A 14,640-nucleotide genomic window follows, 5' to 3' on the forward strand; every position below is an offset into this window, starting at 1 on the left:
TGGAATCCAGCCTCCCGCTGTGCAGCACCTGAGCGCCGTACAAAGTAGTCCTGCGAGGGGTAGTCGCCGTAAGGATCAGTCAGAGCGGGCCCCTCCTGCACCCTCACTAGCGAACTATTGAAGCGAGAGCTTCGAACCGCCCTCCGTACAGTAATTACCGACCCTGTTGAGTTCTCAATCTCAAGGGCGACGTCAGATTCGACAACACGATATTCGCGGCCGGACACTTCGACAGAATCCGTCATGGCATGCGGCAAGGGGATATTGCGACTAGAGCTGAGCATCCCCTCAAGGCCGAGCGCATAGATGATGGACTGAAGGCATGTAGACTTGCCGCTCGAGTTGTCCGCCCGGAGGATATTTAGGCCCGGGCTAAAGTTCAGCTCGGTCCCACACATGGGACCCGGGGTCTGCACGCGCAGAACGAGTTTCCTCAGAGTAAGCATCCGCTAGCTCCAGTCAAGCAAATCGTTCACGGACTTTTGCGTAATGCGCGCCGGCAGCGTGGCAAGAAAATCCTTCTCCATCCGCAACACATCGTTTCTAGACATAAGCAGACCGGCCATGCGCTCACCCTTCTCCGTCAAAGAGATAGAGGCATTAGAGTTTCTCTTGGCCAAGCCTGCTGCCACTGCAAGGTTGATGCTTCGCGTCGTGGAAGGATCGTGGCGGATAATCAGCCCATGCGGCTTTCGCTGGTGATTAAACCACTCGGAGACGATGCGCCTGCCATGTTCAGAACGAAGAGCCCAAACGAGAACGTGAATCTGTTCCACGTTGGCAGTGTTTGCCCGACACCTGCGAAGAACCAAGACGATAGCGGATATTCTCCATGCAGTCCTGAGATCCCCAGGGACCGGATCCGGCCTGCGAGTGAAGACTACAGCGTTCGAAATGCCCGAAAACGCCGCCCTGAGATCCGCTGACGTCATTGCGCACCCTCGCTGGGTTCAAAATCTAGCGGGCATCTCATAAGCCAATCAGCGATAGAGCCCCAGGACATCGCATCCACGAAGGGGTCATCTAGAGCCGGCACCTGCCGAGATAGATCTTCTTTGAGGGACCTCACGATGCCATTTACGTCCATCGCTGTGTTCGTGCTGCCCGGAGGATACTCGAGAACCAATTTACGCTCTTTTCGCTTCCGAGCATCCATCACCGCCTCCCACTGGTCTGGGTATTTTTCACGCAAGCGCAGAAGGGCGTTCTCTGAGTCCAGAAACTGATTTACAAGCTGCTCGAGGTAGCTTTCACGCTGACTGGCAGACAACTGGATCCGCGACAGCTTCTCAAGAGCCTTGCTCGTCAGCTCGGAGTTCCCAGAAATCCAGACGTCAACGTCTTCTAGGGAAGTTTGCACCATGTCAACCAAAGCAGTCGGCCGCTCAAGCACTTCCGACCTCTCGCGCGCAAACATGGAGTCCGAGGCCACAGTAATAGTGAAGTCCTGACCAAGGTGCGGAAGATTTAGCGCGCGCATCTCTTCCGCCTTCGTCGAGGCGTGCTGCACCAGCTTGGCGGAGTCAAAGATCGGCACGAGGAAGATGTACTGCTTGATCCGAACGCTGCCGAGCAGGCTCCCCAATTCTTTCTGCTTCGTCTCCAACTTGCGAAGGTCGGTTGAAAGCTTGTCGCGCTGCTTGTCGTATCGTTCGCTTGTAGATAGTGGCTCCACAGGCGCATAGCACTGGAAGGCGCGACCGCAGAAGGTGAAGGCTTCAATGCCGAGGTCGCCACCATGCCGTGCGGGAACTTCTTGCACCTGGTCTGCGCCATAGTGTCGCCGTGCGAGCAGCAGGCAGTACTGCTCCCACTCGTCACCGGAGTACTGATGAGTAGCTACCAACGAGATCCCCCCGGTGGCTGCGGACACGGTTCCAACCCCTGGTCAGAGGCCGCCTGCCACGCCACCTCGACACCCAGCATGATAGGGAAGATCTTTGCCCACGAACGGTCTTCCACAACCTTGAGTCATCTTCAAGCCAATGGTCGAGGGTGGCGTAGGAACAAAGTGGCGGCACTTCATCCTGCCTAGCCCCCGAAGCGCTTCACCGGAGCGAGATTCGCGTTGCACTGCCGAGGGCGCCACCCGATAGCTCTTACAGGACCATGACGCAGCGGGCGTGCGGCAAGCAGTCCCGCAGGCGCTTAGCTTCAAAGTAGAGGCGGGCGTCCCGGTCCGGCTGCCGTTCCGTTCCTCGAGGTGCACTGCTCGCCGGCACAACAAGCAGCCTTGGAGCCGGCCCAGGACAGGGGCGGGGCAGTCTCATAAATGATGGTTTGTGAGACGCCTGCCATAGCGCCCCGCAGGAGCCCGACCCATGTTCCAAAACGCGTCTCAGAACCTCATGAACACTCTTGATGTTTTGAGACGAGTTATGCGACGCTCGTTGCATGACGACGACCGCAGGACAGTTGATCGGATACGCGCGAGTCTCCACCGACGAACAAGAAGCGCAATTGCAGCACGACGCGCTGACTGACGCCAACTGTGCCCGGATCTTCACGGACAAGGCGAGCGGCAAGAACACGAACCGGCCTGAGCTGACAGCGGCCCTCGACTACCTGCGCCCCGGCGACACCCTGTGCGTGTGGAAGTTGGACCGGTTCGCGCGGTCGCTGATCGATCTCGTGACACTGGTGGACTCGCTCGCTGCCCGTGGGATCGGCTTCAAAGTGCTGACGGGGGCGCTGGCGAGCATCGACCCGAACACCCCCGACGGGCGGCTCATGCTCCAGGTGGTGGGCGCCATGGCGGAGTTCGAGCGGAGCTTGATCAAGGAACGCACCCGCGCCGGGCTGGACGCTGCCCGCGCTCAGGGTCGTACCGGCGGACGCCCGGCCGTCATGGACGCGGACAGGCTCGCGGCGGCCAAGGCCCGGCGTGCCAAGGGTGAGAGTGTCACGGCCATCGCCAAGGGCATTGGAGTGTCCCGCGCCACGCTGTACCGGGCCCTGGGCGGCGATGAGTAGCCGTCTCTGTGAGCCGTCCGCCTGATGTGGTGGATGACCCTTTGCCGTCCTGGCAGGGAACATATACCCAACAGCCCGACCAAGAGCCCGTGTGCTCCTTGGGGCTGTTGCTGGGTGCGAGCCGCCGCGATGATGCCACTCATGGCGACGCACGGATACAACGGAAGTCAGGTGCTCTTTCGGCAAGCCAAGGCGCGTGCCCTTGCCGCTCAACGCTTCGCTAAGGAGGCGGAACAGAAGCAAGCCGTCGGCCCCTCGGGCACCGAGCGCAGGCAGCGTGAAAGGGACGCTGTGATAGCCACGGTGGTGTTGGCTCAGGGAGCTGCCGAGGGCTACGTGAACTGGGTCTTCCTTCAAGCCGGTGTCACGGCGACCGGTACGTGGATAGATCGATGGGCCGGCCTGCGTAACGCTGCTGCCAAGCTTGGTCGCGAGTCCCAGTTCGGGCTTGAGAAGGAGCACAGGAACTTCTTCAACGAGCTGGATGCCTGGCGCAACTTCCTCCTTCATGGTGATGAGAGGTCCCGAGAGTCCCTGCGCAAAGCGATCGCAGCTCGAGGCTCCACTCAGCCGGGCGGTGAGGTTGACCTCCTCACTGCTGCCTACGCCAGCACCGTGATGGCCAAAGTTGAGGCTGCGTGCCGATGGGCACAGGAGAAGACCGGCATACCCGCCCCCGCAACTCAGGGCGCCTGGGTTTCACCAGACGAATGCTGATTCATCCGGCCGTCTCTCCTCGATCGGTGACGTGAAGCAGCGTTGTGCGCCTATCTGGGGATGGGGCGCATTGAAAGTTGAGCAGAACTGCTCGCTAGCGATCCCGGCCCCAGCACGAGATGCGCGCGCTGGGTGTGCGTCCATTTTTCGGGGCCTGCCTGCCGTCTGGCCAGCAGCAACGTCCCCCTTGAGCCCCGAGAATGGCCACGCGAAGGCCCGCATACGCTCTGGTGGCAGCCGCCAGAGCTGCGCTCAGCCGAGGTAGGGCGTCTGCCGATGTTCCAAGAAGTGCTGGATACGGAGCCGTTGGGTGTGGTGCATGGGCAAGGCCCCCAACTCGGCCGGCTCCACGAAGCGGAGTTCCGTGCTCTCGTCCGAGATCGCCAGCGTGCCCCCGGTGATGCGGGCCGTGAAGCAGACGTTGAACTGGCGGCGGACCTCGCCGTCGCTGTACTCGATGATGTGCTTCGGGTCCGTGTAGGTGCCGACCAGTCCCGTGATTTCCACGTCGAGGCCCGTCTCCTCCTTGACCTCTCGGACGGCCGTTCCGGGGAGGGAGTCCGTGAGGTCCATCCCGCCGCCGGGGAGGGCCCAGAGGTCGTTGTCGCGGCGCCGTTGCAGCAGGATGCGCCCCTGGTCGTCCGTGACGACGGCGGAGGCCGCCACGACCATGCTGTTCGGCGCAGGCGCGTGGGGATCGTCGTAGTACTCGGTCCGGGCCATCGGGTCACTCCTCCACGGGACGAGCTGTCTCCCACACCGCTTCGAAGCTCTCGGCGTAGGTGTCGAACATGCCCCCAGCTTCGTGGCGGCGAAGGTGCCACACGGGCGCACCGTACGCATTCACACCCCAGACATGGGCATTGATCAAGGCTTCGTCGTCCGCCCGGTACAGGCTGTTGTAGAGGGTCGTGTCGTGCGTTCGAAGCTCGATGCCGGGAACGTCGGCCAAGGGTCGGTAGTGCATGAGGGCGAGACGGCAGCGGGATTCGATTCCGTGCCCGAATCTCTCTTCCTGTCCACGCTGCCGGACGTTCTCGCTGTCCGCGTCACCGATGGCGATCCGGACCGTACAGCCGTCGGCCGCACGTTCCCGAAGGAGTTCGTTCATTCGGGGATACGCCTCGTGCAGGAACACCGCCGCATAGACCAGCACGTCGATCCGCTCGCGAGCGGACGTCAGCAGGTCCACGAACACGGAAACGGGAAGGTCCGCTCGCTGGTCGTACAGCGCCACCAGTTCGGGACTGACGGCCCGCGCGGCACGGGCCTGTCTCAGCGCCGGCCATAGTGCGTGGACGTCCTCGCCTAGTGTCTCGGCAGCCAACAGCGCCGTTGCCCTTCGTGGGGTGCGTCCCAGGTTGACCCAGCGTTCGACGCTCTTCGGATCAACGCCCGTGGCGCTCGCCAGCGACGCATGGGTCCAGCCGCCGGATGCCATAAGGGCCCTTAACCGCTCGTTCTGCATAGGGACGTTCTACAGGTCGTGGGACGTCCCGAAGTGGGAAACGTACGAGGTTCCCCCGTCCTGATCACCACGGCGACGATCTCGGTACCAGCGAGATACGAAGGGATCCGGAATGGTGCGGGGACTGTGGCAGCAGGTCGAACAGCGTGATCCGTTTCCGGTGCCCGATCCCGATCCGACGGACCCGACGTGCGACGTGTGTGCGGCCCTGGTCGTTCAGCGCGCGGAGTGCTACCGGCTTCGGGACCTGTCAGGGGTCGTGGACTGCAACGTCGAGATCCGTCAGCACCCCCACACGAAGGTGAGCCGATGACCCGCGCCGTGCTGCGCTACGTCCCCCACACCATCCGGCACGCCCCAGAGGGCGGGGTGACCTACGAGGCGTTCTGCGTCGCCGAAGGCTGCGGAGCCGAGTCGGGCGCGCACGACGAACAGGAAGGACCGCAGGACTGGGCGCTCCGGCACGCCGGGCGGACCGGGCACGACCTGTTCCGGCGCGTGTTCACCGATCACGCCCGGGTCAGCCGCGACGCGTAGACCCCGGCCCGCTGGGCGACGGCGAGCAAGGCAGTCCAGCGCGCCGGCTTCGGCCCCGCTCACACGACCCGAACCGTGTGGGCGGGGCTCTGACGTGGGACGGCGAGGACGGGCGCGGCCCACAATGGACGGGTGAACCGCCCCGCGAACCTTGACGTGCTCTTGCAGCCGCGCCCGCCGTCCCCATTGCAGGAGATCCATGACGAGCGGTTCGAGCGGCACGGCGTCCGCCTGCTGCTGAAGCGGGACGACCTGATCCACACCACCATCCCGTGGGACACGGACCTACTTGGACCAGTGGACCTGTACCCTCCCGGGAACAAGTGGCGCAAGCTCGCGCCGAATCTGCGGGCCGCCGTGGCGGGCGGGCACCGGGAGCTGGTGACCTTCGGCGGGGCCTACTCCAACCACCTGCGCGCCACCGCCGCCGCCGGGCGGCTGCTGGGGCTCGGCACCGTCGGCGTCGTCCGCGGCGACGAGCTCGCCGCGCGGCCCCTCAACGACTCCCTCGCCCGCTGCGCGGCGGACGGGATGCGGCTGCACTTCGTCCCGCGGGCCGACTACCGGCGCAAGGCCGAGCCCGCGGTGCTCGCCCGGCTGCTGGAGGACGCCGGGGCGGCCTCCGCGTACGCCGTGCCGGAGGGCGGCAGCAACGCCCTGGCCCTCGGAGGCTGCGCCGCACTGGGCCGGGAGCTGCGGGGCGTGTCCGACATCGTCGCCGTCGCCTGCGGGACGGGCGGGACCCTGGCCGGGCTGGCGGCCGGGCTGGCCCCGGGGCAGCGCGCCCTCGGGGTGCCGGTGCTGGCCGGCGGGTTCCTCGGCGGGGAGATACGCTCCCTCCAGCGGCAGGCCTTCGGCGGCCCCGCCGGGGACTGGAGCCTCGCCGAGGGCTTCGACCACGGCGGCTACGCGCGCGTGCCCGCCGCCCTGGAGGCGTTCGCCGCCGGCTTCGAGGAGCGGCACGGCGTCCCCGTCGAGCGGATCTACGTGGCGAAGCTGCTGTGGGCGCTGGCCGAGCTGGCGGAGCGCGGTGCGTTCCCGCGGGGCGGCGCCGTCACGGCCGTCGTCACCGGCCGGCCCTGAGCGCGGGGGACGGGCGGCGCCCGCCGCGCCGCCGCCGGGGCCTCAGCCCGCCTCCTCGCGGTAGGCGGCCGCCTCCTCCAGGTCCAGGCGGCGCAGCAGGCCGCGCAGCATCTCGTCGTCGATGCGCCGTTCGTCCCGGAGCGCGACGAACACCTCCCGCTCGGCGGCGATCATCTCCCGCGCGAGCCGCCGGTAGACGTCGTCGGCGGACTCCCCGGTCAGCTGGTTCACCTCGCCGAGCCGCTCCCACACCGCGTTGCGGCGCCGTTCCAGCACCGTGCGCAGCCGCTCCGCGAGCGGCGGCGGCAGTGCGTTGCGCGGTTCGGCGAGCAGTTCGGCGAGCCGCTCCTCCGCCGCCCGCGAGGCCTCGCTCTGGGCCTGCGCCTCCGCCAGCGTCTGGGCCTTGGCGTCGGGGGCCGGCAGCCGCAGCAGCCGGATCAGCGGCGGCAGCGTGAGGCCCTGCACGACGAGCGTCGCGATGACCGTCGTGAAGGTGAGGAAGAGGATGAGGCTGCGGTGCGGCACGTCCATCGGGACGGAGAAGGCGATCGCCAGCGACACCACCCCGCGCATGCCGGCCCAGGCCACCACGACGGCCCCCTTCCAGGTGGTGTCCGCCTCCCGCGCCCGGATCCGCGCCGACAGCCGCAGCGGCAGGAACGTCGCCGGGAACACCCAGACGAACCGGGAGACGACCACGGCGGCGAACACCGCCAGCGCGTACCAGGCCGCGGCCGCGCCCTCGTACTCGCCGAGGCCCTCCAGGACCACCGGCAGCTGGAGGCCGATCAGCGCGAAGACCACGGACTCCAGGACGAAGGCGACGACCTTCCACACCGCCTCCTCCTGGAGCCGCGTCGCGAAGTCCACCTGCCAGTTCCGGTGCCCGAGGTACAGGGCGACGACGACCACGGCGAGGACGCCCGAGGCGTGCACCCGCTCCGCGGCGGCGTACGCCACGAAGGGGATCAGCAGCGCCAGGGTGTTCTTCAGCAGCGGGTCCCGCAGCCGCGTCCGCAGGTGGTGGATCGGCACCATCAGCAGCAGGCCGACGCCGACCCCGCCGACCGACGCGAGCAGGAACTCGGCGATCCCTCCGGCCCAGCCTGCACTCGTGCCGACGGCCGCCGCGAGCGCGACCCGGTAGGCGGTGATCGCGGTGGCGTCGTTGACCAGGGATTCCCCCTGGAGGATGGTCGTGATGCGGTGGGGCAGGCCGAGCCGCCGGGCGATCGCGGTCGCCGCGACCGCGTCGGGCGGCGCGACGACCGCCCCCAGCACCAGCGCCACCGGCAGGGGCAGCCCCGGCACGAGCAGGTACGCCGCGTACCCGACGGCCAGCGTCGCGAAGAGCACGTAGCCGACCGACAGCAGGGCGACGGGCCGCACGTTCGCCCGCAGGTCCAGGTACGAGCTGTCCACGGCGGCCGTGTGCAGCAGCGGGGGCAGCAGCAGCGGCAGCACGACGTGCGGGTCGAGCTCGTACGCGGGCACCCCGGGCGCGTACGAGGCCGCCAGCCCGGCGGCGACGAGCAGCAGCGGGGCCGGCACCGGCGTCCGGCGGGCCGCGCCGGCCACCGCCGCGCTGCACGCCACCAGTGCCACCAGCGGCAATACCTCCATCGGCAGTTCCACCTCGCTCGTCGCGGCCGCGGCCGCCGGCTCCTCCCGCGGCGCCCGCTCGTCAGTACGCTGGCCATCATGAGCGAGTGCACCCACGTTCCCGGACTGCCGCGCCCCGAGCCCGCCCCGGCCGCCCCGACGTGCCCCGAGTGCGCGGCGCTCGGCAGCCACCCGGTGCAGCTGCGGATGTGCCTGGCGTGCGGGTACGTCGCGTGCTGCGACTCCTCGCCGCACCGGCACGCCACGGCGCACTACCGGGCCACCGGCCATCCGGTGATGCGGAGCTTCGAACCGGGCGAGACGTGGCGGTGGTGTTTCGTGGACGGTTCGATCGTCTGAGCAGGGGGTAGGTCAACCCTCCGCCGGCTCCCCCGATTTGGGCCCGCAGACCCCTAGCCACTGTGCGTACCCGTGGGCATACCATCAGTCACCGCACGTAGGCGCGGGTGTCGCGTACGGGTGCGAGGAGGGGTGCCGCGACACGATCGACCGGATCGCGGTAGCGTCACCGGCGAACAGAGCTCGTACCACCTTGGAGGTGAGGGTGTCCCAGATCGCAGGCGAGCCCGGGACCCAGGACTTCGTGGAAGTCCGGCTGCCCGCTGCGGGTGCCTACCTGTCGGTGCTCCGAACGGCCACGGCCGGCCTCGCGGCACGTTTGGACTTCACCCTCGACGAGATCGAGGACCTCCGCATCGCGGTGGACGAGGCCTGCGCGATCCTGCTCCAGCAGGCCGTGCCGGGCTCCGTCCTCAGTTGCGTGTTCCGGCTGGTCGACGACTCGCTGGAGGTGACCGTGGCGGCGCCGACGACCGACGGCCGGGCGCCCGAGCGCGACACGTTCGCGTGGACCGTCCTGTCGGCGCTCGCCGGCAAGGTCGAGTCCGCGGTCGAGGAGGACAACACGGTGAGCATCAGCCTCTACAAACAGCGCGGCGCGGGTCCAGGGCCGGCGTGAGCGGCGGGGAGATCCCGGTGCGGGGCGGGGATCGGCCCCGGGCGCGGCACGAGGCCGACGGCGGCATCCCGGAACAGCAGCACGCCCGGCCGCACCCGGCTGACGCGGATGCGGACCACGGCTTTTTGGACTCGGCGGAGCGACGGGCGGGCCCCATGAGCGAGAACCAGCACCAAGAACCACAGGCGGCGCGGCCACCCGCGGCCCGGGAACCGGGCCTCGGCCCGGAGCCCGCGGCCTTCCCCGGCGCGCTCGCCGACGAGGAGGCCGCGGCGGGCGAGGTCGCGGAGCTCCCGGTGACCCCGGTGAGCCCGCCTCCGCTGCCCGATCCGCGCGACCGCAGCGGCGCCCGCGCCCTGTTCGTCGAGCTGCGGGCGCTGCCCGACGGCTCGCCGGAGAAGGCCGAGCTGCGCAACCGGCTCGTACGGATGCACCTGCCGCTGGTGGAGCACCTGGCCCGGCGGTTCCGCAACCGCGGGGAGCCGCTGGACGACCTCACCCAGGTCGCGACGATCGGCCTGATCAAGTCGGTGGACCGGTTCGACCCGGACCGCGGGGTGGAGTTCTCCACGTACGCGACCCCGACCGTGGTCGGGGAGATCAAGCGGCACTTCCGGGACAAGGGCTGGGCGGTCCGGGTGCCGCGCCGCCTCCAGGAGCTGCGGCTGTCGCTGACGACGGCCACGGCCGAGCTGTCGCAGCAGCACGGCCGCTCCCCCACCGTCCACGAGCTGGCCGAGCGGCTCGGGATCTCGGAGGAGGAGGTGCTGGAGGGGCTGGAATCGGCCAATGCGTACAGCACGCTGTCGCTGGACGTCCCGGACACCGACGACGAGTCGCCGGCGGTGGCGGACACGTTGGGCGCGGAGGACGAGGCGCTGGAGGGCGTCGAGTACCGCGAGTCGCTCAAGCCGCTGCTGGAGGGGCTGCCGCCGCGAGAGAAGCGGATCCTGCTGCTCCGGTTCTTCGGCAACATGACCCAGTCGCAGATCGCGCAGGAGGTCGGCATCTCCCAGATGCACGTCTCCCGCCTGCTGGCCCGCACACTGGCCCAGCTGCGGGAGAAGCTGCTGGTCGAGGAGTAGGCGGGCGGGCCGGCGGACCGGCCCGCCCCGGCCGGCAGCGGTGCTACTGCGGCGCTTCGCCGATGCCGAGCGCACGGGTGGCGGTCGGGTTCACCAGCAGGACGACGACCGCGACCGCCGCCGCGGCCAGCGCCGCCGCGGCGAAGGTCATCGCACCGCCCGTGGTGTGGAGGGTCCAGGCGACGGGCAGCGCCATCAGCTGGGTGATCAGGGCGGGTCCGCGGCTCCAGCGGCGCCCCAGGCGCAGTCCGCGGGCGGCGGCCAGCGGCAGCGCCGCCAGGGCGATCATGGTGAGCCCGCCGGTCTCCGCCTGCTGCGCGGAGTCGACGTCGCCGGCGACGCCGACGAAGAGCAGGTAGACGCCGAGCCCGGCGAGCGCCAGGCCTTCGAGCGCGGTGAGCGCGGCGGCGGCGGTGAGCCGGCCGGGCAGCGGGGCTGCGGGCCGGTCGGTGGCGGGGGTGGGCTTGGTACTCACCCCAGCAGGGTAGCCGCGCACCGGTCCGCGGGAGGGGACGGGCAGTATGGGCCGCCTGGGGACGGGTCGGTAGGCTGGCGTCCATGCGTGCACTCCTCGTGGCCAACCCAGCAGCGACGACCACCAGTGCGCGCACGCGCGACGTCCTGATCCACGCCCTGGCCAGCGAGATGAAGCTGGAGGCGGTGACGACGGAGTACCGGGGGCACGCCCGGGACCTCGGGCGGCGGGCGGCGGAGAACGGCGTCGACCTGGTGGTGGCCCTCGGCGGCGACGGCACCGTCAACGAGGTGGTCAACGGGATTCTCCACGACGGGCCCGACCCGGACGCGCTGCCCCGGCTGGCGGTGGTCCCGGGAGGGTCGACGAACGTGTTCGCCCGGGCGCTCGGGCTGCCGAACGACGCGGTCGAGGCGACGGGCGCCCTGCTCGACGCGCTGCGCGAGCGCCGCGAGCGGACGGTCGGGCTGGGCTTCGCCGCCGGCGTCCCGGGCACGGAGGACGAGTCGGTCCCGGCGCGCTGGTTCACCTTCTGCGCGGGCTTCGGCTTCGACGCGGGCGTCGTGGGGAGGGTCGAACAGCAGCGCGAGCGCGGCAAGCGCTCAACGCACGCCCTCTACGTGCGGCAGCTCCTGCGCCAGTTCTGGGAGGAGCCGAACCGCCGGCGCGGGACGGTGACGCTGGAGCGTCCGGGCGCGGATCCCGTGCACGGCCTGGTGCTGTCGATAGTCTGCAACACCTCCCCCTGGACGTACCTGGGGAACCGGCCCCTGTACGCCTCCCCGGAGGCGTCGTTCGACACCGCACTTGACGTACTCGCCCTCAGCCGTTTGTCAACTTCGGCGGTCGCACGGTACGCCTCACAGCTCCTGACCTCGACTCCTGAGCGCGGTCCGCACGGCAAGCATGCCGTGTCCCTGCACGATCTGACGGCCTTCACCTTGCATTCGAAGGTTCCCCTTCCGTTCCAGATGGACGGAGACCACCTCGGTTTGCGCACCAGCGTTCAGTTCACAGGCGTTCGCCGTGCACTGCGTGTGATTGTGTGAGTGGAAGGCCCCAAAGTCCTTTCACTCGAACGTTTACGCGCCAGTCCACCCTCAAGATGTAGGGCTGTGACCTAGTAGACACCGATGAATCAAAAAAAACTTTCCGGAAGGGGTTGTATCCCCGTCCGAGGTTTGCGAATCTCTTCATGGCGATCGGGACGGCCCGCAAGACCCGGCACTCCAGCAGACCGCCAGAACCCCTTCCACGAGTCTCCGGCCCACCTCTGAGCAAGCCGGGTGGTCGCCCTTCCCTCCGGGGGGATTCGTGAAAGCGTTCACATTCACAAGCAACCTGCCCGCAATACAAGGAGATGGAGCAGCCATGGACTGGCGTCACAACGCCGTTTGCCGCGAGGAAGACCCGGAACTCTTCTTCCCCATCGGCAACACCGGTCCTGCGCTGCTGCAGATCGAGGAAGCCAAGGCCGTCTGCCGCCGCTGCCCCGTCATGGAGCAGTGCCTGCAGTGGGCGCTCGAGTCCGGTCAGGACTCCGGCGTCTGGGGCGGCCTCAGCGAGGACGAGCGCCGCGCCATGAAGCGCCGCGCCGCTCGCAACCGGGCGCGCAACGCCAGCGCCTGACGTCGACTTTCGAGCCTCGAGCTGCGGCGCGCAGCACCACCGACAGCGCTCAGCACCGTGCTCTCAGCCCCGGAACGGGACCTCCCCCAGCCACCGCTGGACGGTCCCGGCCGGGGCTCAGTGCTGTCGGGGCACTACCCACGGTGAGCGCCGCCCGCAGGCCGCCGCCACGATCCCGTCACCCTCGGTGACGGGACCCCGTGTCACTTCTGGGGACTGACGGGCACGTCGAGGACGACCTTGGTGCCGCGCGGCTCGGCCCGGACCATGTCGAAGGTGCCGCCGAGCTCGCCCTCCACCAGCGTCCGGACGATCTGCAGGCCGAGGTTGCCGGCGCTCTTCGGGTCGAAGCCCTCCGGCAGCCCGGAGCCGTCGTCCAGCACCGTGATCAGCAGCCGCCCGTCCGCCCGGCCCGTGCCGCTGCGCGCCGCGGTCACCTCCACGGCGCCGCCCTCCCCCTGGGTGAAGGCGTGCTCCAGCGCGTTCTGCAGGATCTCGGTCAGCACCATCGACAGCGGCGTGGCGACCTCCGCGTCCAGGATCCCGAACCGCCCCACCCGCCGGCAGTCCACCTTGCCCGGCGAGATCTCCGCCACCATCGCGATCACCCGGTCGGCGATCTCGTCGAACTCCACGCGCTCGTCCAGGTTCTGCGAGAGCGTCTCGTGCACGATCGCGATCGAACCGACGCGCCGCACAGCCTCGTTGAGGGCTTCGCGCCCGCTCTCCGAATCCATCCGCCGGGCCTGCAGCCGCAGGAGCGCGGCCACGGTCTGGAGGTTGTTCTTCACCCGGTGGTGGATCTCCCGGATGGTGGCGTCCTTGGTGATGAGTTCGCGTTCGCGACGACGCAGCTCGGTCACGTCGCGGCAGAGGACGAGGGAGCCGATCCGGGTGCCCTTGGGCTTCAGCGGGATCGCGCGGAGCTGGATCACGCCGCCGTTGCCCTCGACCTCGGTCTCGCGGGGGGCCCAGCCGCTGGCGAGCTTGGCGAGCGCCTCGTCCACCGGGCCGCGGGAGGGGGCGAGTTCGGCGGTGGTCGTGCCGAGGTGCTGGCCGACCAGGTCGGAGGCCAGCCCCAGCCGGTGGTACGCGGACAGGGCGTTGGGCGAGGCGTACGTGACGACGCCGTCGGCGTCGAGCCGCATCAGGCCGTCCCCGACGCGCGGCGAGGCGTCCATGTCGACCTGCTGGCCGGGGAAGGGGAAGGTGCCCGCCGCGATCATCTGCGCCAGGTCCGAGGCGGACTGGAGGTAGGTCAGCTCCAGCCGGCTCGGTGTACGGACGGTGAGCAGGTTGGTGTTGCGGGCGATCACTCCCAGTACGCGGCCTTCGCGGCGCACCGGGATCGACTCGACGCGGACCGGGACCTCCTCGCGCCACTCCGGGTCGCCCTCGCGCACGATGCGGCCCTCGTCGAGGGCGGCGTCGAGCAGGGGCCGGCGGCCGCGCGGGACCAGGTGGCCGACCATGTCGTCCTGGTAGGAGGTCGGGCCGGTGTTGGGGCGCATCTGTGCGACGGAGACGTACCGGGTGCCGTCCAGGGTGGGCACCCACAGCACCAGGTCGGCGAACGAGAGGTCGGAGAGCAGCTGCCACTCCGAGACCAGGAGGTGCAGCCATTCCAGGTCGGTCTCGCCGAGCGCGGTGTGGTGGCGTACGAGGTCGTTCATGGAGGGCACGTGGCGAGCGTACCCCGGCCTCGGGCCATGACTTTCCCCACGGCGACTACCGGGGAGTATCCAGGAGGGGCGTACTCCGCGTAGTGTTGGAGGAAGTGACGGGTTTCCGAACCCCGACATTGGATGGACAGAACAGAATGGTCTAGTCCACAATTGGCGTAAGCTTCCGCCCTCCCCGCACAGGAGGACGGATCGAGGTGGGCCGCGCGCTCTGCCCTGACCGCGCAGGCAGCCTCCAAACCGGCCTTCGGGAACCGCACACCCGTCGGCCGTAAGTACTCCGGGCTACGGTGCCGGGCGGGTTGAGGGTCCCGCCCCGGCACCGTGGCCCAGAGGAATCCCGGGGCCTCTCCCCCTCCTCCGCGTACGGCATCCCGGCCCCGCCGCCGGCCAACGGCCCGCGTTCCGCC

Annotated in this window: 16 protein-coding genes and 1 pseudogene; 9 read left to right on the forward strand and 8 right to left on the reverse strand. The window is 69.0% G+C overall.

Features of this window, described 5'->3' with window-relative positions:
* Positions 1 to 140: 140 nt before the first annotated feature.
* The 3 genes and pseudogenes from EF903_RS36060 to EF903_RS08135 form a co-directional block, all read right to left on the reverse strand.
* Positions 141 to 446: pseudogene (locus EF903_RS36060) on the reverse strand (ATP-binding protein); the annotation flags it as partial.
* Positions 447 to 449: 3 nt separating this feature from the next.
* Entirely contained in the window at positions 450 to 776 is a 327-nt protein-coding gene (locus EF903_RS08130) for a hypothetical protein (RefSeq protein ID WP_125542354.1), read from the reverse strand.
* Positions 777 to 928: 152 nt separating this feature from the next.
* Entirely contained in the window at positions 929 to 1,873 is a 945-nt protein-coding gene (locus EF903_RS08135; protein WP_125542356.1) for a hypothetical protein, read from the reverse strand.
* A 521-nt stretch (positions 1,874 to 2,394) separates the two neighbouring features.
* On the opposite strand from EF903_RS08135, the gene EF903_RS08140 reads away from it, so the two are divergent.
* Positions 2,395 to 2,973: a recombinase family protein gene (locus tag EF903_RS08140; protein WP_109979508.1), complete on the forward strand. Its 579-nt coding sequence runs from the start codon at positions 2,395 to 2,397 to the stop codon at positions 2,971 to 2,973.
* Between the two features lie 141 nt (positions 2,974 to 3,114).
* Positions 3,115 to 3,690 (forward strand): hypothetical protein, encoded by a 576-nt coding sequence (locus tag EF903_RS08145; RefSeq protein WP_125542358.1) that lies wholly within the window; start codon positions 3,115 to 3,117, stop codon positions 3,688 to 3,690.
* Between the two features lie 252 nt (positions 3,691 to 3,942).
* On the opposite strand, the gene EF903_RS08150 is transcribed toward EF903_RS08145, so the two are convergent.
* Positions 3,943 to 4,413, reverse strand: coding sequence for an NUDIX domain-containing protein (locus tag EF903_RS08150; protein ID WP_125542360.1), 471 nt, complete (start codon positions 4,411 to 4,413; stop codon positions 3,943 to 3,945).
* Between the two features lie 4 nt (positions 4,414 to 4,417).
* Entirely contained in the window at positions 4,418 to 5,158 is a 741-nt protein-coding gene (locus tag EF903_RS08155) for a DUF5919 domain-containing protein (RefSeq protein WP_109979505.1), read from the reverse strand.
* A gap of 309 nt (positions 5,159 to 5,467) precedes the next feature.
* Between EF903_RS08155 and EF903_RS08165 the strand changes: the two genes are divergently transcribed.
* Entirely contained in the window at positions 5,468 to 5,695 is a 228-nt protein-coding gene (locus EF903_RS08165) for a hypothetical protein (RefSeq protein ID WP_037919698.1), read from the forward strand.
* Positions 5,696 to 5,881: 186 nt separating this feature from the next.
* Positions 5,882 to 6,778: a 1-aminocyclopropane-1-carboxylate deaminase/D-cysteine desulfhydrase gene (locus tag EF903_RS08170; protein ID WP_399420374.1), complete on the forward strand. Its 897-nt coding sequence runs from the start codon at positions 5,882 to 5,884 to the stop codon at positions 6,776 to 6,778.
* A gap of 42 nt (positions 6,779 to 6,820) precedes the next feature.
* On the opposite strand, the gene EF903_RS08175 is transcribed toward EF903_RS08170, so the two are convergent.
* Positions 6,821 to 8,401, reverse strand: coding sequence for a Na+/H+ antiporter (locus EF903_RS08175; protein ID WP_125542372.1), 1,581 nt, complete (start codon positions 8,399 to 8,401; stop codon positions 6,821 to 6,823).
* 78 nt (positions 8,402 to 8,479) lie between these two features.
* Here EF903_RS08175 and EF903_RS08180 point away from each other — a divergent pair, with 78 nt between their 5' ends.
* From EF903_RS08180 to EF903_RS08190, 3 genes are all read left to right on the forward strand, one after another.
* Entirely contained in the window at positions 8,480 to 8,740 is a 261-nt protein-coding gene (locus tag EF903_RS08180) for a UBP-type zinc finger domain-containing protein (RefSeq protein ID WP_125542364.1), read from the forward strand.
* Between the two features lie 205 nt (positions 8,741 to 8,945).
* Positions 8,946 to 9,359, forward strand: coding sequence for an anti-sigma regulatory factor (locus tag EF903_RS08185; RefSeq protein WP_114054104.1), 414 nt, complete (start codon positions 8,946 to 8,948; stop codon positions 9,357 to 9,359).
* A complete protein-coding gene (locus EF903_RS08190; RefSeq protein WP_125542366.1) occupies positions 9,356 to 10,444 on the forward strand; it encodes an RNA polymerase sigma factor SigF in 1,089 nt (362 codons plus the stop codon). The genes EF903_RS08185 and EF903_RS08190 overlap by 4 nt, the downstream gene beginning before the upstream one ends.
* A gap of 43 nt (positions 10,445 to 10,487) precedes the next feature.
* On the opposite strand, the gene EF903_RS08195 is transcribed toward EF903_RS08190, so the two are convergent.
* The gene (locus EF903_RS08195; RefSeq protein ID WP_125542368.1) at positions 10,488 to 10,919 is read right to left on the reverse strand and encodes a hypothetical protein; all 432 of its coding nucleotides are present in this window, start codon (positions 10,917 to 10,919) and stop codon (positions 10,488 to 10,490) included.
* Positions 10,920 to 11,002: 83 nt separating this feature from the next.
* Between EF903_RS08195 and EF903_RS08200 the strand changes: the two genes are divergently transcribed.
* Both EF903_RS08200 and EF903_RS08205 read left to right on the forward strand, forming a co-directional pair.
* Positions 11,003 to 11,968, forward strand: coding sequence for a diacylglycerol kinase family protein (locus EF903_RS08200; RefSeq protein WP_125542370.1), 966 nt, complete (start codon positions 11,003 to 11,005; stop codon positions 11,966 to 11,968).
* Positions 11,969 to 12,290: 322 nt separating this feature from the next.
* Positions 12,291 to 12,548, forward strand: coding sequence for a WhiB family transcriptional regulator (locus EF903_RS08205; protein WP_003953983.1), 258 nt, complete (start codon positions 12,291 to 12,293; stop codon positions 12,546 to 12,548).
* 203 nt (positions 12,549 to 12,751) lie between these two features.
* On the opposite strand, the gene EF903_RS08210 is transcribed toward EF903_RS08205, so the two are convergent.
* Positions 12,752 to 14,221: a sensor histidine kinase gene (locus EF903_RS08210; RefSeq protein WP_125542374.1), complete on the reverse strand. Its 1,470-nt coding sequence runs from the start codon at positions 14,219 to 14,221 to the stop codon at positions 12,752 to 12,754.
* Between the last annotated feature and the right edge of the window lie 419 nt (positions 14,222 to 14,640).

The organism is Streptomyces sp. WAC05292 (assembly GCF_003949955.1).
Lineage (GTDB): Bacteria > Actinomycetota > Actinomycetes > Streptomycetales > Streptomycetaceae > Streptomyces > Streptomyces globosus.